This is a genomic window from Sphingopyxis selenitireducens (assembly GCF_051550705.1).
GTDB lineage: Bacteria > Pseudomonadota > Alphaproteobacteria > Sphingomonadales > Sphingomonadaceae > Sphingopyxis.
This window is the reverse complement of the sequence record NZ_JBPULG010000001.1, coordinates 546454-565992: the sequence shown is the minus strand read 5'-3', so window position 1 is coordinate 565992 and position 19539 is coordinate 546454. Positions and strand designations below refer to the sequence as shown.

23 protein-coding genes are annotated in these 19539 nt (G+C 64.0%); 11 read left to right on the top strand and 12 right to left on the bottom strand.

Translation table 11 applies throughout. From position 1 onward, the window contains the following. The first annotated feature begins 1 nt into the window (after position 1). Entirely contained in the window at positions 2-2893 is a 2892-nt protein-coding gene (locus ACSYDV_RS02555) for a M16 family metallopeptidase (protein ID WP_438322170.1), read from the top strand. Positions 2894-3032: 139 nt separating this feature from the next. Continuing rightward, positions 3033-4856 (top strand): translation elongation factor 4, encoded by a 1824-nt coding sequence (lepA, locus tag ACSYDV_RS02550; RefSeq protein WP_438322169.1) that lies wholly within the window; start codon positions 3033-3035, stop codon positions 4854-4856. Positions 4857-5019: 163 nt separating this feature from the next. On the opposite strand, the gene ACSYDV_RS02545 is transcribed toward lepA, so the two are convergent. The 3 genes from ACSYDV_RS02545 to ACSYDV_RS02535 all read right to left on the bottom strand — a co-directional run bounded on the left by ACSYDV_RS02545 (position 5020) and on the right by ACSYDV_RS02535 (position 8887). Further along, on the bottom strand, positions 5020-5670 hold the full coding sequence (locus ACSYDV_RS02545) for an RloB family protein (RefSeq protein ID WP_438322168.1): 651 nt from the start codon (positions 5668-5670) through the stop codon (positions 5020-5022). Then, complete coding sequence (locus ACSYDV_RS02540) at positions 5670-6950, bottom strand: AAA family ATPase (protein ID WP_438322167.1); 1281 nt, start codon at positions 6948-6950, stop codon at positions 5670-5672. The genes ACSYDV_RS02545 and ACSYDV_RS02540 overlap by 1 nt, the downstream gene beginning before the upstream one ends. A gap of 596 nt (positions 6951-7546) precedes the next feature. Beyond that, entirely contained in the window at positions 7547-8887 is a 1341-nt protein-coding gene (locus ACSYDV_RS02535) for a hypothetical protein (RefSeq protein ID WP_438322166.1), read from the bottom strand. A gap of 139 nt (positions 8888-9026) precedes the next feature. Between ACSYDV_RS02535 and ACSYDV_RS02530 the strand changes: the two genes are divergently transcribed. Then, complete coding sequence (locus ACSYDV_RS02530; protein ID WP_438322165.1) at positions 9027-9680, top strand: GNAT family N-acetyltransferase; 654 nt, start codon at positions 9027-9029, stop codon at positions 9678-9680. Between the two features lie 264 nt (positions 9681-9944). On the opposite strand, the gene ACSYDV_RS02525 is transcribed toward ACSYDV_RS02530, so the two are convergent. The 3 genes from ACSYDV_RS02525 to ACSYDV_RS02515 form a co-directional block, all read right to left on the bottom strand. Next, positions 9945-10235, bottom strand: coding sequence for a hypothetical protein (locus tag ACSYDV_RS02525; protein ID WP_438322164.1), 291 nt, complete (start codon positions 10233-10235; stop codon positions 9945-9947). A gap of 181 nt (positions 10236-10416) precedes the next feature. Continuing rightward, complete coding sequence (sciP, locus tag ACSYDV_RS02520) at positions 10417-10716, bottom strand: CtrA inhibitor SciP (RefSeq protein WP_088473560.1); 300 nt, start codon at positions 10714-10716, stop codon at positions 10417-10419. A gap of 2 nt (positions 10717-10718) precedes the next feature. Continuing rightward, positions 10719-11102, bottom strand: coding sequence for a hypothetical protein (locus ACSYDV_RS02515; protein ID WP_438322163.1), 384 nt, complete (start codon positions 11100-11102; stop codon positions 10719-10721). Positions 11103-11246: 144 nt separating this feature from the next. On the opposite strand from ACSYDV_RS02515, the gene mnmA reads away from it, so the two are divergent. The 5 genes from mnmA (at position 11247) to ACSYDV_RS02490 (ending at position 14334) form a co-directional block, all read left to right on the top strand. After that, positions 11247-12386, top strand: a complete 1140-nt coding sequence (mnmA, locus tag ACSYDV_RS02510) for a tRNA 2-thiouridine(34) synthase MnmA (RefSeq protein ID WP_438322162.1) — start codon at positions 11247-11249, stop codon at positions 12384-12386. Between the two features lie 87 nt (positions 12387-12473). Next, positions 12474-12899 carry a hypothetical protein gene (locus ACSYDV_RS02505; protein WP_438322161.1) on the top strand — a complete coding sequence of 142 codons (426 nt, stop codon included), beginning with the start codon at positions 12474-12476 and terminating at the stop codon, positions 12897-12899. Positions 12900-13020: 121 nt separating this feature from the next. After that, positions 13021-13161: a hypothetical protein gene (locus ACSYDV_RS02500; protein WP_438322160.1), complete on the top strand. Its 141-nt coding sequence runs from the start codon at positions 13021-13023 to the stop codon at positions 13159-13161. Between the two features lie 43 nt (positions 13162-13204). After that, a complete protein-coding gene (locus tag ACSYDV_RS02495; RefSeq protein ID WP_438322159.1) occupies positions 13205-13897 on the top strand; it encodes a DsbA family oxidoreductase in 693 nt (230 codons plus the stop codon). Positions 13898-14022: 125 nt separating this feature from the next. Then, complete coding sequence (locus tag ACSYDV_RS02490; protein WP_438322158.1) at positions 14023-14334, top strand: hypothetical protein; 312 nt, start codon at positions 14023-14025, stop codon at positions 14332-14334. Positions 14335-14367: 33 nt separating this feature from the next. Here ACSYDV_RS02490 and ACSYDV_RS02485 read toward each other — a convergent pair whose 3' ends face one another. Continuing rightward, complete coding sequence (locus ACSYDV_RS02485) at positions 14368-14742, bottom strand: hypothetical protein (protein ID WP_438322157.1); 375 nt, start codon at positions 14740-14742, stop codon at positions 14368-14370. A 315-nt stretch (positions 14743-15057) separates the two neighbouring features. Between ACSYDV_RS02485 and ACSYDV_RS02480 the strand changes: the two genes are divergently transcribed. Beyond that, the gene (locus tag ACSYDV_RS02480) at positions 15058-15531 is read left to right on the top strand and encodes a thermonuclease family protein (RefSeq protein WP_438322156.1); all 474 of its coding nucleotides are present in this window, start codon (positions 15058-15060) and stop codon (positions 15529-15531) included. Here the strand turns inward: ACSYDV_RS02480 and ACSYDV_RS02475 are convergent. Both ACSYDV_RS02475 and ACSYDV_RS02470 read right to left on the bottom strand, forming a co-directional pair. Further along, the gene (locus tag ACSYDV_RS02475) at positions 15528-16202 is read right to left on the bottom strand and encodes a hypothetical protein (RefSeq protein WP_438322155.1); all 675 of its coding nucleotides are present in this window, start codon (positions 16200-16202) and stop codon (positions 15528-15530) included. The genes ACSYDV_RS02480 and ACSYDV_RS02475 overlap by 4 nt on opposite strands. After that, positions 16156-16929: a hypothetical protein gene (locus ACSYDV_RS02470; protein WP_438322154.1), complete on the bottom strand. Its 774-nt coding sequence runs from the start codon at positions 16927-16929 to the stop codon at positions 16156-16158. The genes ACSYDV_RS02475 and ACSYDV_RS02470 overlap by 47 nt, the downstream gene beginning before the upstream one ends. A gap of 162 nt (positions 16930-17091) precedes the next feature. Here ACSYDV_RS02470 and ACSYDV_RS02465 point away from each other — a divergent pair, with 162 nt between their 5' ends. After that, positions 17092-17349: a DUF2171 domain-containing protein gene (locus tag ACSYDV_RS02465; protein WP_438322153.1), complete on the top strand. Its 258-nt coding sequence runs from the start codon at positions 17092-17094 to the stop codon at positions 17347-17349. A 112-nt stretch (positions 17350-17461) separates the two neighbouring features. On the opposite strand, the gene ACSYDV_RS02460 is transcribed toward ACSYDV_RS02465, so the two are convergent. Both ACSYDV_RS02460 and ACSYDV_RS02455 read right to left on the bottom strand, forming a co-directional pair. Beyond that, positions 17462-17926 (bottom strand): hypothetical protein, encoded by a 465-nt coding sequence (locus ACSYDV_RS02460; protein WP_438322152.1) that lies wholly within the window; start codon positions 17924-17926, stop codon positions 17462-17464. A gap of 138 nt (positions 17927-18064) precedes the next feature. Further along, a complete protein-coding gene (locus ACSYDV_RS02455; protein ID WP_438322151.1) occupies positions 18065-18211 on the bottom strand; it encodes a hypothetical protein in 147 nt (48 codons plus the stop codon). Between the two features lie 29 nt (positions 18212-18240). Here ACSYDV_RS02455 and ACSYDV_RS02450 point away from each other — a divergent pair, with 29 nt between their 5' ends. Further along, the gene (locus tag ACSYDV_RS02450) at positions 18241-18870 is read left to right on the top strand and encodes a hypothetical protein (protein ID WP_438322150.1); all 630 of its coding nucleotides are present in this window, start codon (positions 18241-18243) and stop codon (positions 18868-18870) included. A 28-nt stretch (positions 18871-18898) separates the two neighbouring features. Here the strand turns inward: ACSYDV_RS02450 and ACSYDV_RS02445 are convergent, their stop codons facing one another. Beyond that, positions 18899-19429 carry a DUF4440 domain-containing protein gene (locus ACSYDV_RS02445; RefSeq protein WP_438322149.1) on the bottom strand — a complete coding sequence of 177 codons (531 nt, stop codon included), beginning with the start codon at positions 19427-19429 and terminating at the stop codon, positions 18899-18901. Positions 19430-19539 lie beyond the last annotated feature (110 nt).

The window sequence follows — 19539 nt, the reverse complement described above, 5'->3', positions numbered from 1 at the left end:
CATGAACTCCCAGATTTTCCGGCGCGCCTCGGCCGCGCTGTCGCCCCTCGTCCTTATCGCGCTTGTCGTTCCGGTCGAGGCACGTGCGCCCTCGGCGCCGCGGGCGGAGAACGCGGCGGTCAATCCGCAAACCGCTGCCGCTAAGGCATGGAATTTTGCCGCGAGCGACATTCCGGTTGATCCGAACATCATCTTCGGGGTGCTGCCCAACGGGATGAAATATGCGCTGCTGAAAAACAGCACCCCCAAGGACAGCGTCGTCCTGCGCATGCGCTTCGATGTCGGCAGCTTTGCCGAGGCCGACGATCAGCGCGGCCTCGCTCATTTCCTCGAACATATGGCGTTTAATGGGTCAAAGGGGGTGCCCGAGGGGGAGATGATCAAATTGCTCGAGCGCAAGGGGCTGGCGTTCGGCGCCGACACCAATGCCTCGACCGGTTTCGACGAGACGCTTTATAAGCTCGACCTGCCCAATGCGTCGGACGATCTGATCGACACCGGTCTGATGCTGATGCGCGAAACCGCGAGCGAGTTGACGATCGACCCTGCCGCGGTCGACCGCGAACGCGGTATCATCCTGTCCGAAAGGCGCGCGCGCGACACCTATCAACTGCGCAGCCTGATCGACCAACTGGGGTTCCAGATGGAGGGAATGACGGTTGCCAACCGGATACCGGTCGGGACCGAAGAGGTGATCCGCACCGCCCCCGCCGCGCGCATCCGCGACTTGTATGATCGCTATTACCGTCCCGAACGCGCGACACTGGTGATGGTCGGCGATTTCGATCCGGCGGCGATCGAGGCGAAGATCAAGGCGCGCTTTACCGACTGGAAAGGGCGCGGCCCGGCGGGCGCGGATCCCGATATCGGCACGATCGACTATTCCCGGCCAGAGGCGGCGCATGCGTTTATCGACCCCGCGATTCAGGACGCGGTGACGATCTCCGCGTTCAAGCCATGGGTCGACGAACTGGATACCAAGGCAAAGCGCGCGCGCAGTCTGGCCGAAGATGTCGGCGAGGCGATCGTCAGTCGCCGCCTCGCGAAAATCGCGCTGGCCGAGGATTCGCCGATCCTCGCGGGCTATCTCAGCGACGCATCGGGCTGGAAGATCTTCGATCAGGTGTCGGTCGGCGCGGTCGCCAAGGAAGGTGCATGGCCGGAGGCGCTGGCGCTTGCCGAGCAGGAGCTTCGCCGCGCGATGCTGCACGGCTTCACGCAGGCAGAGGTCGACGAACAACTCGCGAACCGCCGCACGTCGCTTAAAAATGCCGTCGCCGGAGTGACGACGCGGCGCAGCACGACGATGGCCGATGTGCTCGTTCAGGCGGCGAAAGGCGATTTCGTCGTCGTTCGCCCCGAAACCTCGCAGTCGCTGTTCGAAGCCTCCGCGCCCGCGCTGACCGCCGAAGCGGTCGGCGCCGCCTTCCGCAAACGGATGGACGGGCTGAGCGCCCCGCTCGCCTATGTGACCGCGAAAAAGCCGCTCGAAGGCGGCACGGCGGCGGTTCTCGCCGCGCTCAACGCGTCGCAGCAGGTGGCGGTCGCCGCGCCCGACGCATCGGCCAGCATCGCCTTCGCCTATGATGATTTCGGTCCGCCCGGAAAGGTCGTGAGCGACGAACTGGTCGAGGATCTGGGCATCCGCCGCATCCGCTTCGCCAATAATGTCATGCTCAACATCAAGAAAACCGACTTTCAGAAGGAGCGCGTCTATCTCTCGCTTCGCGTCGATGGCGGTAATCTGCTTGCGACGCGCGACGATCCGACCCGCGTCGCGCTCGCCGGATCGCTCACTCTTGGCGGGCTCGAAGCGCACAGCCTCGACGAATTGCGCACGATCCTTGCCGGCAAGACGGTCAGTTCCAGTTTTGGCAGCGGGACCGATGCCTTTGGCGGGGCCGCGCTGACCTCGCCCGAGGATTTCGCACTGCAGGCCAAGCTGATGGCAGCCTATCTGACCCATCCCGGCTATCGCGCCGATGGTCTCGCGCTGATCCGCCGCTCGTTGCCGCAGCAATATGCCGCGAACGATGCGACCCCCGCCGCGGTGATGGCGCGCGACGCGGGAGGCATTCTCGCCAACGACGACCCCCGCTCGCAGACACCGCCGCTCGCGAAACTGATGGCGCTCGACTGGGCCCAGCTGAAGTCGGTGGTTGCCGACAGTTTCGACCATGGCGCGATCGAGGTGGGTGTCGTCGGCGACATCGACGAACAGGCGGCGATCGACGCGATTGCCGCAACCTTCGGCGCGCTGCCCGAACGCCGCGCCGTCTTTGATCCACGCCCCGCCGCGCGCATCCGCGAATATGCGACCGATCGCAGCGAACGCACGCTGATCCACAAGGGCCCCGCCGATCAGGCCGAACTGCGCGTGTATTGGCCCGCGCGCGACGACAGCGACCTTGGCGAGGCGATGCGGCTCAGCCTCCTCGCGCGCGCCATGCAATTGAAGCTGACCGAGGAACTGCGTGAACGGCTCGGCGAAAGCTACAGCCCCGGGGCGGGCGCCAGCCTGTCGGAGGAGTTTCCGGGCTATGGCCATCTGCTGGCCACCAGCAACGTCGATTACAAGGATCTGGCGACGACGCGCGCGGCGATCTTCGCGATCGCCAGAGAACTGCGCGATGCGCCGATCGACGCCGACCTGCTCGACCGTGCGCGGCGGCCGCTGCTCGAAGCGATGATCAAGTCGCGGCGCGAGAACAGCTATTGGCTGAACTATGTTTCGGAGGCGACAAGCGAGGCCGACCGCCTCGACCGCAGCCGCAAGGGCATTGCCGAGGTCGAAGCCGCCACGCCGGCGGAGCTGCAGGCACTCGCGCGGCGCTATCTGATCGACGACAAGGCGCTGGTGATCAAGGCGGTGAGCGACAAGGCGGCGAAGTAGGGGGAAGCGCGCAGCTTCGGTCGCGATCGGGCGCGGTTCGGGCGACGCCGATGCCCGGATGCGCGGCGATTGCAGGCGCTGGCGGGCGGTGGTGCTTCCCCTGCTGACAGCGCCCGTTTCCGCTGCTAGTGCGCGGCGCATGACCACAGCTTTGTCCCATATCCGCAACTTCTCCATCATCGCGCACATCGACCATGGCAAGTCGACGCTGGCCGACCGGCTGATCCAGTTCACCGGCGGGCTGACCGCGCGTGAGATGTCGGCGCAAGTCCTTGATAATATGGACATTGAGAAGGAACGCGGGATCACGATCAAGGCGCAGACGGTGCGCCTGTCGTACAAGGCGCATGATGGCGAGACCTATCAGCTCAACCTGATGGACACCCCGGGCCACGTCGACTTCGCCTATGAAGTGTCGCGCAGCCTTGCCGCGTGCGAAGGCGCGCTGCTGGTCGTCGACGCGGCGCAGGGGGTCGAGGCGCAGACGCTGGCGAACGTCTATCAGTCGATCGAGCATGACCATGAAATCGTGCCTGTTATCAACAAGATCGACCTTCCCGCGGCCGACGTCGACAAGGTGAAGGCCGAGATTGAGGATATCATCGGCCTGCCTGCTGACAATGCGGTGCTGGCCAGCGCCAAAGCCGGGATCGGCATCGAGGAGGCGCTGGAGGCGATCGTCACCCGCATCCCGCCGCCCAAGGGCGACGCGACCGCGCCGCTGCTCGCGATGCTCGTCGACAGCTGGTACGACCCGTATCTGGGCGTCGTCATCCTTGTCCGCGTGATCGACGGCGTGCTGAAAAAGGGTCAGCAGATCAAGTTCATGCAGTCGGGAACGACGCATCTGATCGACCGCGTCGGCTGCTTCACGCCCAAGATCGAACAGCTGACCGAACTCGCCCCCGGCGAAATCGGCTTCATCACCGCGCAGATCAAGGACGTTGCGCAGGCGCGCGTCGGCGACACGGTGACCGACGCGAAGAAGCCCGCGGCGCAGGCGCTGGCGGGGTTCAAGGAAGTCCAGCCCGTTGTCTTCTGCGGCATGTTCCCGACCGACGCCAACGACTTCGAGAAATTGCGCGAATCAATCCAGAAACTGCGCCTCAACGACGCCAGCTTCTCGTTCGAGATGGAAAGCTCGGCCGCGCTCGGCTTCGGCTTCCGCTGCGGTTTCCTTGGCTTGCTCCACCTCGAGATTATTCAGGAGCGGCTGAGCCGCGAATATGACCTCGACCTGATCACCACCGCGCCGTCGGTGGTGTACAAGCTGAAGCTGGGCCATACCAAGAATGAGGCGGCGAAGGAGATCGAACTCCACAACCCCGCCGACATGCCCGACCCGAACCGCATCGACGAAATTCAGGAACCGTGGATCGAGGCGGTGATTTACGTCCCCGACGAATATCTGGGCCCGATCCTGAAACTGTGTCAGGACCGCCGCGGCATCCAGAAAAACCTGACTTACGTCGGCGGCCGCGCGCAGATCACCTATGAACTGCCGCTCAACGAAGTCGTGTTCGATTTCTATGACCGGCTGAAAAGCATCAGCCGCGGTTACGCGTCGTTCGACTATCACCAGATCGGCCACCGCCCCGGCGACCTCGTCAAGATGAGCATCCTGGTGAACAACGAGCCGGTCGACGCGCTGAGCATGATCGTCCACCGCGGCACCGCCGAAAGCCGCGGCCGCGGCATGTGCGAGCGCCTGAAAGACCTGATCCCGCGCCACATGTTCAAAATCCCGATCCAGGCCGCGATCGGCGGCAAGGTGATCGCCCGCGAAACCATCGCCGCGCTGCGCAAGGACGTGACCGCCAAATGCTATGGCGGCGACGCGAGCCGCAAGAAAAAGCTGCTGGAAAAGCAGAAAGAGGGCAAAAAGCGGATGCGCGAGTACGGCAACGTCAACATCCCGCAGGAGGCGTTCATTGCAGCGCTTCGTATGGGTGACGACACCTAATCCGCTTTTTTCATGAAGCAGAAAGGCGGCTTCGCCTGCCGCTGCGCTTATTGCCGTGCTGCGGACGACGCTTAGTGGCAGATTTTGCACTGAGCGCCATCTCCGCGCTCAGTGAATACCTTCTGAAAACCCGATGCAAAGGCCTTGCTACAACTGGCGGGTGTCAGACGGCGTCTGAGCCCTTGTAGGCAAGGTGAGCCTTTCGCATCTCCTGAGTCAGGTTGAAAACAGTAGTGAAGGGACGTCGCGGTGGAATGCCCTCATCCTCTCGACGTGCGAGCTGTTGTTGAGCCCGATTTTCTGCGTCTTCGACCTTCGACAAAAACTGGCCAAAATCTGCTGATTTCTTACCCTTAGGATCGTAATCCTTGCATACTTTCGCCAGTGCAGCTTGGACCTGATGACGATCATCTGGACGATCGAAGTTGTCGAAATGTAGTAAGAGCCAAAGTTCGAAGCATGGATCAGAAAACGCCACTTCTACGGACGAGGCACGGCATCTTTCAATCGCTTCGGGAACTTTTGGGTGCTCATCGCGATCAAATACTGCCCAAATCTGATCAGCTTCCTCAAATGATGACCTTCGTCCGCGCGCCCGCTTCATTGCTGTTGCGCGCTCGCAAGCTTTTTCGGCGATCGTTATCGGAACACCTGCCGCATCGATTACCTCAAGGTCTACGAGCGCTCCTAGGAGATCACGACGCACAGCTTTAAAATAATCGGGCTCAGTATTCTTGCCCTCGCTGTAAATAATAAACTTCGCTTTCGGTGCGCGTTTGGGTGCTGCGCGTCTGAGAGATTTTCGTTGCCGCATTATCGGGCCTCAAAAAGTGTAACGAGATCGCCCGAATGGGGAACCGCACCGTAACGGCCTTCCAGATAGCCTTGCTCGAAATTGTCAGTCGGCCGCGATTTGATATCGGATAAGGGAAAAAGATGGGATGCGCCAGCGTCATCCTTTTCACAGAACCAGATTTGGTCGCGTCGCAATCTGGATAGGCTAAGTAAGTTTGTGTCGTGCGTCGTGGCGATGAGCTGAGCGCCCTTCCGGTTAATCTTGGGGCTTTCAAAAAGCTCCAAAATCTGCGCTGCGGCGAAGGTGTGAAGACTCGCGTCGAGCTCGTCTATTACGACAAGGGTTCCCTCGTCGAGCGCTTTGAAAACCGTATTCATCATAAGAACTAATCGCCGAGTTCCCGAACTCTCGCGCTCAAGTCCAAAATAGCAGGGTTCTCCAGAGGCGCTGGAATGCGCGAACTCTATCGCAACATCGCGCAAGCGATCGGGTTGCTCTTCATCTATAGAGGAAGTTTCTCCCATATGTTTACGAGCAACTGCGATAAATTCCTTCGTTAACATCCTAACGGATTCGGGAATTTCAATATCTGTTTGTCTAAATCCTGTGATCCCTGTACCGATAGATTTTAGAAACTCGATAGTTCTCGGGTCAACTTGGTCCTCCTTAAATGTGTTGTTAATTAACTCCTTTGCCACTGCGACATTCATGCTGAAACGGGTCCGCCGGAAAAAGCCGACAATCTTGCTTAGTTCTTCATGATCGTTCTGCGTTGCAGTCGAAATAAATAAGCTGTTAGGCCGCATGAGATCGACGAGTATCTTCTTCGGACCCTTGAAATGAGACCCGAACTCGACCTCGTTTCCGGTGCGCTCGAACAATCGCCTCCGCTTTCCTTCCGGGTAAGCGTACAGCCACTCGGCAGTAAACGCATCGTCGTTGCACTCGAAGCCGTATTGTAGCCGTACGCCCTCGAGTACGAATTCAGCTTCGAGCATTGTCGTTTTTGACGCGTGAGTAGGGTTAAGTTTGAAGGCAACGCGTGGAACGCCCCCTTCCGGGTTGCCCCGTGTATGCGACTGCAGGATGGCGCGTTTCAGGAAGCTGAAGGCTTTCAAGAAATTTGTTTTTCCTGACGCATTGGCACCATAGATTATCGCGCTCGGTAAAGTGGAGAGGTTCGTCCCGGGAATGGGCACTAAGCTGCACTCGGGGCCCTTGAGGCTTGAAGCAACTAGCGAAATTTCCTCGGTATCGGCCACAGAGAGATAATTCTTAGCGCTGAATCTCAACAACATTTTTGAACTCCCGAATCAGCTTGAGTACAAATTTATATCCAATTTTGGTAAATATTCTACCAAATCGACCGTAAATTTGGCGGTAAAATCGATTTTATCGACATTTGAGGTGCCGCGAACGACTGCGAGCGGTGAGTGATTCGATCCACTCGCGCAAAGGTTTGCGCCCCATAGGTATTTGGTTCAATCGGCGGCTTTCCGCATCTCAGCCCACAAACATTCATTCCGTTGCTGAGTAACTACCGCTGCTCCTTCTTCTCCATCCGCGTAATCTGCACCACACACCGCTCTGGAATCTGGATCAAGCCGCTGAGCATCAGCCGTTCATCGTCGGCGACGATCATCGCTGACGCAGAGAGGGTTTTTACGCTGTCATCATCGTAGACGAGGCGGCCGACGGACAGGCAAGTCTGGACCGGGCGCGGTTCGAGATGGGCGCCCTCGACCCAGCCGCCAGTGGGTTTGCGCGATGTGGCCGTTCCCCGGCGAAGGCCGGGGGCCAGAGCGTGGTGCGTTGACGGATGGGCCCCGGCTTGCGCCGGGGAACATCGTCGGGGGCTTCGCGGGATGGCTTTTCTTTGGGGGGTGGGGGAGGCTTATGTGCCGTCCGCTGTCCCGGCATCCGGCGTTGCGGCTTTGCCATCGCCCGCTTTCCATGCCGCCCAGCTTTCTTCGCTGTAGGCCGCGTTCCATTCGCGCTCCAGCGCCTCGATCTCGCGGTCGATGCGGCGGCGGGCGGCGTCGCGTTCGGGGGTGGTGGGGCCGCCCTGATGATGTGGGTTGGCCAGAAAGTCCGGGGGGTGCTGGATCACCGGCTGGCGCGATTGTTGCCATGCCTCGGCCCGGGCGCGCAGCGTGGCGGCGGCGGTGCGCATCTCGCTGCGCGTGAATTTGCCGTCCTTGCGCGCTTTGTCTTTTTCGCCGCCATTCCCGTCGTCTCTCCCGTCACCGATCGCATCGCCGATCGCGTCGCCGTCCTCGACGATATGGTCGGCGTAGCGGTTGAACCAGATTTCGTCGCTTTGGCCCTTGCTGCCGTCGGGATCGTCGGCGGGCGGGCGCCATTCGACGTTGGGCAGCTCGTCGTCGCCGCCGGTTTCCTCCTGCCAATCGGAATCGGCCGCGCCGGCGCCGATCGGGACGATCATGTCGGGGTGGTGCATGTGCCATTCGTGCTTTTGCGGGTTAATATAGGCGTCGGCCCGGATCACCGCTTGCCAGTCGGTGCCGGGGCCGGTGAGCAGGTCCCATGCGGCGCGCTTGACCGGATCATGCGCGATCTTGCGTTGAAAGGCGGTGCGGATGGAGCGGAGCCGGTCGTCGAGGCCGGTTTCCTGACGCTGTTGCAGCTTGTCATATTCGAGGCGGTCGGCGGCGGCGCGGTCGCGGCGTTCCTTTTCCCATTCGGCCTGCCAGCGCGCCTTCAGGCGGCGGATGCCGTGGGGAAGGGCGGTGGCGGGCATGCCGTCGATATTGATGGCGTCGCCGAAGCTTTCGGGAAAATTGTTGCGCGCAATATGCTGCATCGCGCGGATGTGCGGGCGGCGGCGCTCCATCGTGACGCGGCCTTCCTTCGACCAGGTTTCGGGGACGCCATAAATGGCATATTCCATGAGCAGGTCGGCGACGCGGCGCGCGCCCATCTCGACCGCGCGGTCCCATGCGGCGCCGAAGCTGTACGCGCCCTCGCGGCGGCGGAGCTGGTAAAAGGCCGAGGCCGAGTGACCCGCCGCCTTGGCCGCCATCGTCACCGCGCCGGTCGCGGCGAGATGCGCGATGAAGAGGCGCTGTTTCTGCGCGGTGATGCCGCTCCAGCGCTTGGTGCGTTGTTCGACGGCGGTGAAGGCGAGTCCGGGCGGCAGATCGTCGGGGTCGATCATGGGGTCGGGGCCGTCATCGTCGGGATCGGACAGCGGCGGAAGGATCGTCTGTTTCATCGCGGTTCCCATCATGGTTTGGAAAATAGGTGCAACGAACCATATTGGAACAATGTAGGAAAGCGGAAATTGCGCATCGGGTGAATTGTCAGGCGCGTCCGGGGCGGCTAGCCTGTGCGCTTCCATGGGAGGCAAGCGGATGGCGGATGCGCCCGGACGGCCGATCGACGATATCCCCGGACGGAGGATCGACGATATCATCGTGTGCAGCGCGCTGAACGACGGCACCGTCGTGTGCCTGCGCACGATCACCCCCGAAGATGAGGATCTGCTGCGCGAGGGGGTCGCGAAACTGTCGGCGGAATCGCGATATTTGCGCTTTTTCTCGCCCGCGCCGAGCTTGCCCGACGATGTGATCGAGCGATTGCTCGACGTCGACGGGCACGACCATATCGCGTGGGGGGCGATCTGCACCGAATGCCCGGGGCAGCCGGCGATCGGCGCGGTGCATGCGGTGCGCTATCGCCACGGCGGGCGCGCGGGCGAATATTCGGTCGCGGTGCTCGACGCCTTTCAGGGCAAGGGGCTGGCGCGGATGATGACCGCGGCGCTGCTCGTCCAGTGCCTGGCCGAGGGGCTGACGGTTCTGGACGTCCATATCCTGTCCGAAAATCGCGCCGCGGCGAAGCTCGTCAAATCGCTGGGCGCGCAATGGAAGACCGAAGGGGCGGGGGTCGCCGAATATCTGCTCGACGTGGCGGGGGCGATCGCGGTGCTGCGCGCCGATAGCGACGCGCGCGGGGTGCAGGATGTGCTGCGGACGCTTGAAGGAGAGTTGGGGGAGGGCGGTTAGGGGCGGGGGAGATGGGCGCGCCCGCGGCTGGGGCGGGCTAAGTCCCTTCCGCCGCTTTGGGTCGCTGGGAGCGGCGGAAGGGAAAGTCCGTAGAGCCGTTTCCGGTCCACACGAAGCTTTTAGCGCGAAAAAGTAACTTAAGAGTGACCAGGATCACAGGTCGCGCCTTTTTGCGAAAATATTTTGGCAAGACAAAGGGCGCCGGATACTCTCCGGCGCCCTTCACCCTGCCCTTTAGGGTAGGCAGCCCTTGTTTTATTTGACTTATTTCTTGGCGGCGTCGGTCTTTTGCGTGTCGCCGATGCCCGATTCCGACGGAGCGATTTCGCCGTTATCGTCCATGGCGTTGGCCTTTTCTTCGCCCTTTTCTTCGACGACGTCAGCCTTGTTTTCCATGGCTTCCTTGGCCGGGCCTTCGGGCATCGCGTCGGCCTGTGCATCAATGGCTTCGGCCTGAGCTTCGGCCTGATCCTCGACCTTGTCGGCCTGCGGGCTCTGGCAAGCGCCGAGAGCGAGGGCGGAGGTGGCGGCGAGGGTGATGAACATCTTGCGCATATGAGTGACTCCCAATGTTGACTCGGGGGCTTAACGCGGCGGTGCGGGCGAGGGTTGCAGGGAAAAGTCAAAGCATTGAAAATAATGAATTATTTCTCATGGATTTCCGGGATTGCGCTGCGAAAGCGCAAAAAAAGAGGGCGCCGGAAGCGCCCTCTTCATATCGTGATGCATGCCGCGATCAGAAGCGCTGCTGGCGCTCGTACAGATCACGATAATGCTGGATGCGCGTGACGCGCAGCCCCGGCATGCCGCTGCGATCGATCGACCGCTGCCAGCCGGCGAACTCCTCGAGCGTCAGGCTGTAGCGTTCGCACACTTCGTCGACGGTCAGGAGGCCGCCGTTGACCGCAGCCACGACCTCCGCCTTGCGGCGGACCACCCAGCGGGTGGTGGTGGGCGGGGGCAGGGAGTCCAAGGTCAGCGGTTCGCCTAGCGGGCCGATAACCTGAGCGGGCCGGATTTTCTGGTTCTCGATCATGCTCATTCCATGTTTTCAACGTCGGGGGATGTCGGGGGGACCGACGCGTTTCGTTCTATATGCGAGGGACTCAACATCGGCTGAAACCCTCTGGTAAACAGGCTGTTCATAATTTCGGGCAAGGCGTTCGCATCATCGGACAGGTCGAAAAAGCGAACGGGCTGGGCCACAATTTGTTCCTCGCCCGGACCGCGTCCACCCAATATTTCAAGGCGTGCATTCACATGGGCCCGATACGCTTCACGAGTCGCGTGGGCGCGCAGCATGCGCACCGTCGGCAACATCGCCTGCCGCGCACCAGCCACCGCCGACACGATGTCGAAGCTGGGCCTCGACAAGCTGACGGCACCGGCAAGGCGCGGATGATCGGACGGGTTGAGGTTCATGAGGCTGGTCTACGCCGAACCACCTAAGGTCCAGTAAATGCCCATTTCATGGCTTGTTAGCCAAGCTTAACCCGCGTCAATATTTTGACACATCGCGCGGAAAAGCTGGATTTTTGGACGCCGCATCCCTAGATGGCGCCGATCATGATCGAGACGATTTCCTCCCCCGCGGGCCTCGCAGAGGCCGACTTTCAGCTGGCGATGCCGCTGAAAGACCGGCGAATCGTCGTCGCCATGTCGGGCGGAGTCGACTCGAGCGTCGTCGCCGCGCTGGCGGCGCGATCGGGCGCCGAGGTGATCGGCGTGACGTTGCAGCTGTACGACCATGGCGCGAAGGCGAAGCGTGTCGGCGCCTGCTGCGCCGGACAGGATATCCGCGACGCGCGCGCGGTCGCCGACCGGCTGGGCTTCGCGCATCATGTCTATGATCATGAAAGCCGCTTTCGCGACACGGTGATCGACCAGTTCGCCGACGAATATCTGAGCGGGCGGACGCCGATCCCCTGCGTGCGCTGCAATATGGGGGTGAAGTTCACCGACCTGTTCGCGCTGGCGAAGGAACTGGGCGCCGATTGCCTTGCGACCGGCCATTATGTCCGCCGGATGATCGGACCCAAGGGCGCCGAACTGCACCGCGCGGTCGATCCGGCGCGCGACCAGAGCTATTTCCTGTTCGCGACGACGCAGGACCAGCTCGACTTCCTGCGGTTTCCGCTCGGCGGGCTCGAAAAGAGCGTGGTGCGCGAAATCGCGCGCGACCTGGGGCTTGGCGTCGCGGGCAAGCCCGACAGTCAGGACATCTGCTTCGTCCCCGATGGCGACTATGCGACGCTGGTGCGCAAGCTGCGCCCCGAGGCCGACGATCAGGGCGAGATCGTCCATGTCGACGGCACCGTGCTGGGCGCGCACAAGGGGCTTATTCATTATACCGTCGGCCAGCGGCGGGGGATCGAGATCGGCGGACAGGCCGAGCCTTTGTACGTGATCCGGCTCGACGCCGCCGCGAAGCAGGTCGTCGTCGGCCCGCGCAGCGCGCTGGCCGTGTCGGGCGCGCGGCTGGGCGAGGTGAACTGGCTGGACGCGGTCGACGGGCGCGAGGTGATGGCAAAGGTGCGCAGCATGGCGCGGCCGGTGCCGGCGCGCGTCGAGGGCGACCGGCTGATCTTCGCCGCCCCCGAATTCGGGGTCGCACCGGGGCAGGCGGCGGTGCTTTACGATGCCGCGGACAACAGCCGCGTCCTCGGCGGCGGCTGGATCGACGAAACATTCCCTGTGGCCGCTTGAACGTGGCCGCCTGAACCGCCGCGCGCGGAATTGATTGAACTTTTCCCTTCGATGCCGCAGCCTTTGCAGCAACAAGGGAGAAGAAGCATGATCAACTGGGTAATGCGCGGCGCCGTCCTTCTGTGGGCGGCCCTTTTCGCCATCATCGGCCTGCGCGGGGTGTTCGACCCCGCAAGCTACACCGAAAGTTTTGGCATCATCGTCGAGGGCGTCGCGACGAACACGATCCGCGCCGACCTGTCGGCCTTTTTCCTCGTGTCGGCGGGCGCCGCCGCGATCGGGGCGCTGGTGCCCGGCTGGTCGCGCGCACTGCTGGTCCCCGCCGCGCTTTACGGCACCGCATTGCTCGGCCGCCTGCTGGGCGCGATGATGGGCGATGTGGTGAATTTCGCGGTCATTCAGGCGATGATCGTCGAGGCGCTTTCGGTCGGGCTGATGATCGGCAGCTGGTGGATTTTGTCGCGGTCGGCCGGGGGCGATGCGGTGGGCGTCGAGGCCGACAAGGCCCTGTAAACAATATGTTGGCGCGTCAAAAACGGCGGATATCCGCGCATATCGGTCTTTTTTAACGTTTTTCTGGTGTAACGGCGCCGGGTCGCTTTTCAGTTTCCTTTTGTGGTGGAGGGGGAAGCATATGCAGTCCGACGTAGAAAGACGAATATTTGCAGAGCGGCGGTCGGAGGATCGGCGCGTCATGGACCATCCGGATTATAAGGGGCCCGAGCGCCGCAAGGGCGACCGGCGCGCGCGCGAGGATCGCCGCTCGACCGCATGAGCGCGGCGCGGTATGACGCGGGCGTTCCTGCGGGAGAAATGCCATGAACGAACCGCGCCTGCCGCGCCTTTCCATCGATATCGTGTCCGACGTCATGTGCCCCTGGTGCATCATCGGCTGGTTGAAATTCGAACGGGTCATGGCGCATTTCGCCGGGCGGCTGGACTTTCGCGTCCAGTGGCACCCGTTCGAACTCAATCCCGACATGCCGCCCGAGGGAGAGGATGCCGCCGAACATGTCATGCGCAAATATGGCATCAGCGCCGAGCAGAGCCGCGCCAATAGCGGGCGGATGGCGGGTGCCGCAGCCGATCTGGGCTTCGTCTTCAACCGCGGCCCCGGTTTCCGTATGCGCAACAGTTTCGACGCCCACCGCCTGCTGAGCTGGGCGGGCGCGCTGGAGGAACCCGAGCAGCAAGCCGCGACGGGGGTGCAGACCGCGCTGAAGCTCGCGCTGTTTCGCGCCCATTTCACCGACAATCGCGATGTCAGCGACCATGGGGTATTGGCCGAGGTCGCGGCGTCGGTCGGGCTCGACCGCGACCGTGCGGCGGCCATTCTGGCCTCGGGCGAATTTGGCGAGATGGTGCGGACCGAGGAAGCCTATTGGATCGACCAGAATATCACCGGCGTGCCTGCCTTTATATTGGGCGGGCGGATGCTGGTGCCCGGCGCACAGGACCCCGAAGCCTTTATCCGCGTGATCGAGAATAAGGTGCTGGCGAACGCCGCCTGAGGAACCACGCCGTCGCCGCGCGCGTTCCATTGGCATGTCCCCGTCCGGGCGTCGTGCCCGGACCCCGTCATGGCCCGTCCGGGCATCGTGCCCGGGCCCCGTCATGAATAGCCATGGAGCCGGTCATGACCGAAACCTCGCGCCTTCCCGACAGCGAAGCCCCCGAAGCGATCAACCGCGAGCAGGAGGATGAAGACGCACAGGCGCAGAGCGTCGCCGAAGACGCGCGCGGTGCGCGCCTTCAGGAAGACAGCCGCAAGACCCCGGCGCGCGGCGACAGCGACGACGCGCAGGATCTGGTCGACCATATGCGCCAGATGGAACGGTCGGGGCGGATCGACATGGATGCCTATCGCGGCGAACGCAGCGACGATGATGACGAGAATGAACTGGGGCCGGGCGGCGTCGAGGACGACGAACCGCGCGGCGCCCCCTGACCGGAGCGGCTGCTATCCGGCCGTCCGGCCGTGTCAGCCCTTGTTCTTGCGTACCACCAGGCCGATGACGCCCGCGATGAAAAGCCCGATGCCCAGACCCATCAGGAATTTCGACAGCGTGCTGCCGCCGACTTCGGCCTGATTATTCTGCGAAATCATGGCGGCGGCGTCCTGCGCGCTCATGCCCGAACCGGCGCTGCTGGCGATGGTTGCGATGGCGAAATTGGCCTCGCTGCATTTTTCGGCCAGCGCCGCCGCCTCGGCACCGCGACCCGTCATTTCGGTGCGGCATGCCTGTTCCTGCTGCGGCGTGGCCTGCGCCTCTCCGCCCGCGCCCAGATCGAGGACAAAGCCGGCGGCGAGCAGCAAGGCGCCGATGAGGATCAGCAGCTTGGGATTTTTGCGCATATAAGCTGTTCTCTTATATAAATAATTCCGGTCTCCCGCATGGCGCAGCCGGTGCGTCAGGTCAAATGGCCCGTGATGAACGGAGCGGCGCGCATCCTTTTCAAAGGATCGGAAACGGCGCCGCGATGGGCGCGATTGCGCCGCTATGCCCGCCATAATGGAGCCGCCTCGTCAGCATTTTGCTAAGCATCCGCCGCTAGGGTCGGCGGCATGTCAGGACCCGATTTTCACAGGCCGCGCCGCGGCGCCACGCGCCGCCGCAAGCCGATGCCTTCGCGGCGGAGCGCCCGATCGAACTGGTGGCTGGCCCCGATGATGGCTGTCGTATTCGTCGCAGCGCTGGCGGGATTCCAGCGCCTGCCGGGTGGCGCGCCGGACCGGACCCAGGCGGCGTTCGAAATGCCGCTCATGCCCGGGGATACACCGGCGGCAGCGGATGCGCTCTCGGCGCGCTTCGGCCTTTGCCACAGCGGCGGCGGGCGCAATTGCGTCGTCGATGGCGACACATTCTGGTTTGCGGGCGAGAAATACCGGATCGCCGATATCGATACGCCCGAAACCCACCCCGCGCGCTGCGCCGATGAAGCCGCGCTTGGCGATGCCGCAACCGGGCGGCTGCGCGCATGGTTGAACGAGGGCGCATTCAGTCTGGAAGAGACCGGGCGCGACACCGACCGCTATGGCCGCAAGCTGCGCATCGTGACGCGCGGCGGCGCGAGCGTCGGGTCGGTGTTGATCGACGAAGGGCTGGCGCGGCCGTGGGAGGGGCGCCGGCGCGGCTGGTGTTAATCGTCGCCCGGCGTTCCCCATAAGGCCTCGTGCACCGTACCGCGCCCGAGCGACGGTTTGAAGATATAGGCGAAGAGGTAAAGGCCCAGCGCGAGGGTGATGACCGAAAGCCCCGCGACCGGCTGGATCAGGCCGATCAGCGCCCCCGCCGCCGCCGATAGCGACAACAGGGTCAGCCGCTTGTGCGCCTTCAGATCGTGGCTGCGCCGGTCGGCGGCGCGGCCGACGATCGACAGCGCGACGCGGGCAATCGGCGGCAGCGCGAAAGCGAGCGCCATCCAGAGCCAGTGGTCGGCGGTGTTCCCGGCGTCGAACAGGCGTCCGACCAGACCGGTCGGCGCGCCGCCGAAAACGCCGATCGCCGCCATGATCGCGGCCATCGCCAGCGTTTCCGCCATATCGACCATCGCCTCGGGCGCGCCATAGCGCGGCTTGCCGTCGGGGCCGGGAAAGGCGGCGATCGCGCCCTCGCCATATTGGGCGCCGAAATAGAGCAGCATCAACAGCGCGGCCCAGACGTGCAGCGCGTCGGGGAAGGGCGCGGTGAGCGATCCATAGAGGAAGCTGCCGAGAAAGCCGGGATAGATCAGGCTGTAGACATAGGTCGGCAGCCGCATCGGTGCGTCAGCGATCCGCACCGGCAGCGGGGGCGGCGGCGTCTGCTGCGGCATCGGCCGCCGCTTCGGCTGCATCCGCGGCATCGGCCGCCGCCTCGGCCGGCTCCCCGGCATCCTCCATCGCGGGCAGTTCGCCGCGCAGCGGCGGGTTCGGGCCGGCGAGCTGGCGGTCGATATCGGCGGCGATCAGCTGCGCCACCGGATTATTGCCCTCGGCGCCATATTCGGCGCGGCGCGCGGTCAGATAGGCGGCGCGGTCGGCGGCGGGCAGTCCTGCCGCTTCGGCATAGAGGCGCACGACCTGCAACCAGGGGGCTTCGTCGGACAGCGTATCTTCGGCCCAGCGGCTGAACGGGCCGCCCGCGGCGCCCCAGTGACCGTCCCGCTGGCTGAGGAAGAAAAGGACGCGCGAGCCGCGCGGGAATTCATATCGGAAGCATCCGCCGGCAAAGCTTTGCGGGTGCGCTTCCCTCAGCTCATAGGGATTGCTGAGCAGCGGGTCGGCGCCGGTCGCGATCATCCCCGTCAAGGTGAGCGGCTCGGCCGGCATCTCGCCCTTCAGCGCGGCGAGGGGCTGGATATCGATCCGGGGTTCTGCCGCGTCGTCGGAAGCGGCCTCGCCCTCTGACACGGTGGCGAGCAGGATCAGGTCGGCGCTCTCGACCAGCTCCATATTGGTCGGGATGCGATAACCGGCGGCCACCGAACAGGCGGCGGCGGGCAGCGGCGCGGCGAGGAGCGCAAGCGCGGTGAGGGCGAGGGGGGCGAGGGGGGTACGCATGGCGTCAGGCTAGGCCTTTGCGCCGCGAATGGGAAGCGGGCGCGGCTTTCGGGCGGATCGTCGAACGACGTGGATCGAATGGCGCCTCCCAAGCGTATGATCGCCATGACGCCCGTGGCGATTCCTGCGGGCAATCACCGGGCAGCCTCAAGGAGAATGACGATGGCCGAGCATGACCATAGCGCGATCAAGGAACATATGAACGTCGTCGGCGCCGATGGCGTCCATGTCGGCACCGTCGACCATCTCGACGGCGAGCGTATCAAGCTGACCAAGGCCGACAGCCCGCAGGCGGGCGACGGCGAAGGCGCGAAGCATCATTATCTGCCCGCCGGGCTGGTGGCATCGGTCGATGGCGACACGGTGCACCTGTCGGCAACCGCCGCCAATGCGGCCGGCCTGTTCGAAGAGGCCGAATAGCAATCCCGGAATAACAGAGAGCCGGCGGCGCAATCGGGCGCGCCGGCACTGAAACTGGCCCGCCCCGGCCCCTCAGGGCGGGCCATTTTCTTTTTGGGGATCTGGCCCAGGTTTAGCGCGAATCCATCGCCGCGCCCGCCGATGCGCGCGCCTTGATGCTGGCGCCGGGCAACCTCGTCACCAGCGCGTGCGCGGGGTCGGCCGCATTGTGATAAATTTCCGACAAGGGCACGTCATAAAGCGTTCCGTCGCGCACGACGATCGCGGTGCCGCCGTCGACGCTCTGCACCGTGCCGACGCTGTTGCCGCCGCTGTCATGGATTTCGGCCCCGGCGCGAACCTGTTCGCGGGTGGCGAGGGCCAGCGTCGCGGGATCGAGCGCCTTTGTCGCGGTGCGATCGACGCGCTCGACGGTTTCGCCGACGGGTTCGGCAAGGCCGCTCACCGTGTCCGCGGGATTGGCGCGGACCTGACCGACCAGATTGACGTTGGCGACGCCGTCGGCGCCCAGTTGGGCGAGCGCGGGGGCGGCGATAAGGGCGGTTCCGGCCGCCAGCAGGACGAGGGGGTGGCGCATGGCTCTTCTCCTTGCGGGTCATGCGCCCGGGGGGACGGGCGCGTGCGGGAGAAACCCGTGGGCGCGGGCGAATGTTGCATCAAACGCGGCCAGCCGCCGCGCCGATGGGACGAACCCCGGGCGCCTTTTTGCCTGCAATCAGTGCGGCTTGGGCACGGCGATCAGCTTGTTGAGAATATTGATGCGCTGGCGCGCCTCGGTCCAGTCGCGCTCGGGGTGTGCTTGAATCTGTTCGAGCAGCACGCGAACCTCCTTGCGGCGGTCGCCTTCGGTTACGGCCTGCATGGGCTTTCTCCTTTCGATGCGATCATAGCATGGATCGCCCACGCCGGGCAGCGTTTCGCCGCAGCGGCGGGGCGCTTAACCCCGATGGGTTTGCGCCCGCGCTCCACCCATATGGGGTGGCGCGGCGGCGCGGGGCTTCCTATGTTGCCGCGATGATGCGGCGGGATCGACGAATGGTGATATTGGGGCGGCTCAAGGCGAAGCCGCTGCTGGTGTGGCAGGCGCTGTGCGCGTTGCTGCTGGCCGGGCTGCTGGTGCGGCAGGCGGCGGCGGCGTGGGGCGATGGCGCGGGTCAGGTCGTGCGCAGTATCCTGTTCGGCAATCTGATCGTCACCGCGCTGATCGTCGCGGCGGCGGCCGGGCTGGTCCATTTCCACCGGCTGTGGCGGCGGCGCCGGGCGCGTATCTTTCACGACGGCGCGCGGCTCTACGCGGGCAGTATCGAGGGGTGGCCGCTGCCGCTGATCCGCGATGTCGTCATCGCCAGGAGCGAACTGGGCCTGTCCTCGCTGCGGCTGGTCGTCGACGACGACAGCGAAGTGACGCGCGAACTGGTGAAGCTCTATCTGCTCGAGGACCGGCCCGAGGTCGTGCGCGAAGCGGTGCTGTTCGCGGTCGCGGGCGTGCGCGGGTTTCCGGCAGGGTCGGTGATGAACTGATCCCGCGCGGCTGACGCGAAGCGCCGGGTCAGGGAACGGACACCGGCGGATAGGCGGCGGCGCCGTCATGATCATAGCTATAGCTTTGCGACAGGCGAAAGCGCGCTTCGGCGGGCATCCATTGCCACAGATGCATATAATGCGCGCCGCCGACCATATCCCAGCGCGCGTCGCGGGCGTTCCATTCAAAGAAGACATGCGCGCCCTCCTCCAGCGCGCCCCAGTCGCCCATCGCGCGGACGCGGTGCGACCCGGGGACGAGCAGGCGGCGGTTCCTGTACCCCACCTGCGCGCCGCCCGGCTGACGGCTGGCGCACCCCTTCGCCACATCGGCGATCATCGCATCGCGGCTGGCCGCGGCAAGCCCGCCCTTATCGTGGATCATGCGGAATTCGGGGGCGAGCAGGTCGGGGAGAGCCTTTGCGTCGCAGCCTTCGAACACGGCCCAGAACAGGCGGGCGTCGTTCGTGGTGATCTGCGCGGTGAGGGCTTCGCCGGTGGGCATGGGGGCGGGCGTCGATGCACCCAGCGCGGCGGCGAGGAAAAGGGTGAGGGGCATGGCGGGTTTCCTGCTGTGTTATTTGTTTAATACAGCAGGGTGGTGAGAAGGCAAGGCCCGGGTCTTGCTCCACCCCTCTCCTTCGTTACGCCGGACTTAATCTGGGGCCT

Bases quoted from the DNA above. Each gene is read 5' to 3' on its own strand.
- ACSYDV_RS02455 (WP_438322151.1), bottom strand. From the start codon at position 18,211: ATGCAGGCCGTAACCGAAGGCGACCGCCGCAAGGAGGTTCGCGTGCTG.
- mnmA (WP_438322162.1), top strand. From the start codon at position 11,247: ATGATCGAGACGATTTCCTCCCCCGCGGGCCTCGCAGAGGCCGACTTT.
- ACSYDV_RS02545 (WP_438322168.1), bottom strand. From the start codon at position 5,670: ATGCGGCAACGAAAATCTCTCAGACGCGCAGCACCCAAACGCGCACCG.
- ACSYDV_RS02535 (WP_438322166.1), bottom strand. From the start codon at position 8,887: ATGAAACAGACGATCCTTCCGCCGCTGTCCGATCCCGACGATGACGGC.
- ACSYDV_RS02470 (WP_438322154.1), bottom strand. From the start codon at position 16,929: ATGCGTACCCCCCTCGCCCCCCTCGCCCTCACCGCGCTTGCGCTCCTC.
- ACSYDV_RS02495 (WP_438322159.1), top strand. From the start codon at position 13,205: ATGAACGAACCGCGCCTGCCGCGCCTTTCCATCGATATCGTGTCCGAC.
- ACSYDV_RS02540 (WP_438322167.1), bottom strand. From the start codon at position 6,950: ATGTTGTTGAGATTCAGCGCTAAGAATTATCTCTCTGTGGCCGATACC.
- ACSYDV_RS02485 (WP_438322157.1), bottom strand. From the start codon at position 14,742: ATGCGCAAAAATCCCAAGCTGCTGATCCTCATCGGCGCCTTGCTGCTC.
- ACSYDV_RS02465 (WP_438322153.1), top strand. From the start codon at position 17,092: ATGGCCGAGCATGACCATAGCGCGATCAAGGAACATATGAACGTCGTC.
- ACSYDV_RS02525 (WP_438322164.1), bottom strand. From the start codon at position 10,235: ATGCGCAAGATGTTCATCACCCTCGCCGCCACCTCCGCCCTCGCTCTC.
- sciP (WP_088473560.1), bottom strand. From the start codon at position 10,716: ATGATCGAGAACCAGAAAATCCGGCCCGCTCAGGTTATCGGCCCGCTA.
- ACSYDV_RS02450 (WP_438322150.1), top strand. From the start codon at position 18,241: ATGGATCGCCCACGCCGGGCAGCGTTTCGCCGCAGCGGCGGGGCGCTT.
- ACSYDV_RS02555 (WP_438322170.1), top strand. From the start codon at position 2: ATGAACTCCCAGATTTTCCGGCGCGCCTCGGCCGCGCTGTCGCCCCTC.
- ACSYDV_RS02475 (WP_438322155.1), bottom strand. From the start codon at position 16,202: ATGCCGCAGCAGACGCCGCCGCCCCCGCTGCCGGTGCGGATCGCTGAC.
- lepA (WP_438322169.1), top strand. From the start codon at position 3,033: ATGACCACAGCTTTGTCCCATATCCGCAACTTCTCCATCATCGCGCAC.
- ACSYDV_RS02480 (WP_438322156.1), top strand. From the start codon at position 15,058: ATGGCTGTCGTATTCGTCGCAGCGCTGGCGGGATTCCAGCGCCTGCCG.
- ACSYDV_RS02490 (WP_438322158.1), top strand. From the start codon at position 14,023: ATGACCGAAACCTCGCGCCTTCCCGACAGCGAAGCCCCCGAAGCGATC.
- ACSYDV_RS02505 (WP_438322161.1), top strand. From the start codon at position 12,474: ATGATCAACTGGGTAATGCGCGGCGCCGTCCTTCTGTGGGCGGCCCTT.
- ACSYDV_RS02515 (WP_438322163.1), bottom strand. From the start codon at position 11,102: ATGAACCTCAACCCGTCCGATCATCCGCGCCTTGCCGGTGCCGTCAGC.
- ACSYDV_RS02460 (WP_438322152.1), bottom strand. From the start codon at position 17,926: ATGCGCCACCCCCTCGTCCTGCTGGCGGCCGGAACCGCCCTTATCGCC.
- ACSYDV_RS02445 (WP_438322149.1), bottom strand. From the start codon at position 19,429: ATGCCCCTCACCCTTTTCCTCGCCGCCGCGCTGGGTGCATCGACGCCC.
- ACSYDV_RS02500 (WP_438322160.1), top strand. From the start codon at position 13,021: ATGCAGTCCGACGTAGAAAGACGAATATTTGCAGAGCGGCGGTCGGAG.
- ACSYDV_RS02530 (WP_438322165.1), top strand. From the start codon at position 9,027: ATGGCGGATGCGCCCGGACGGCCGATCGACGATATCCCCGGACGGAGG.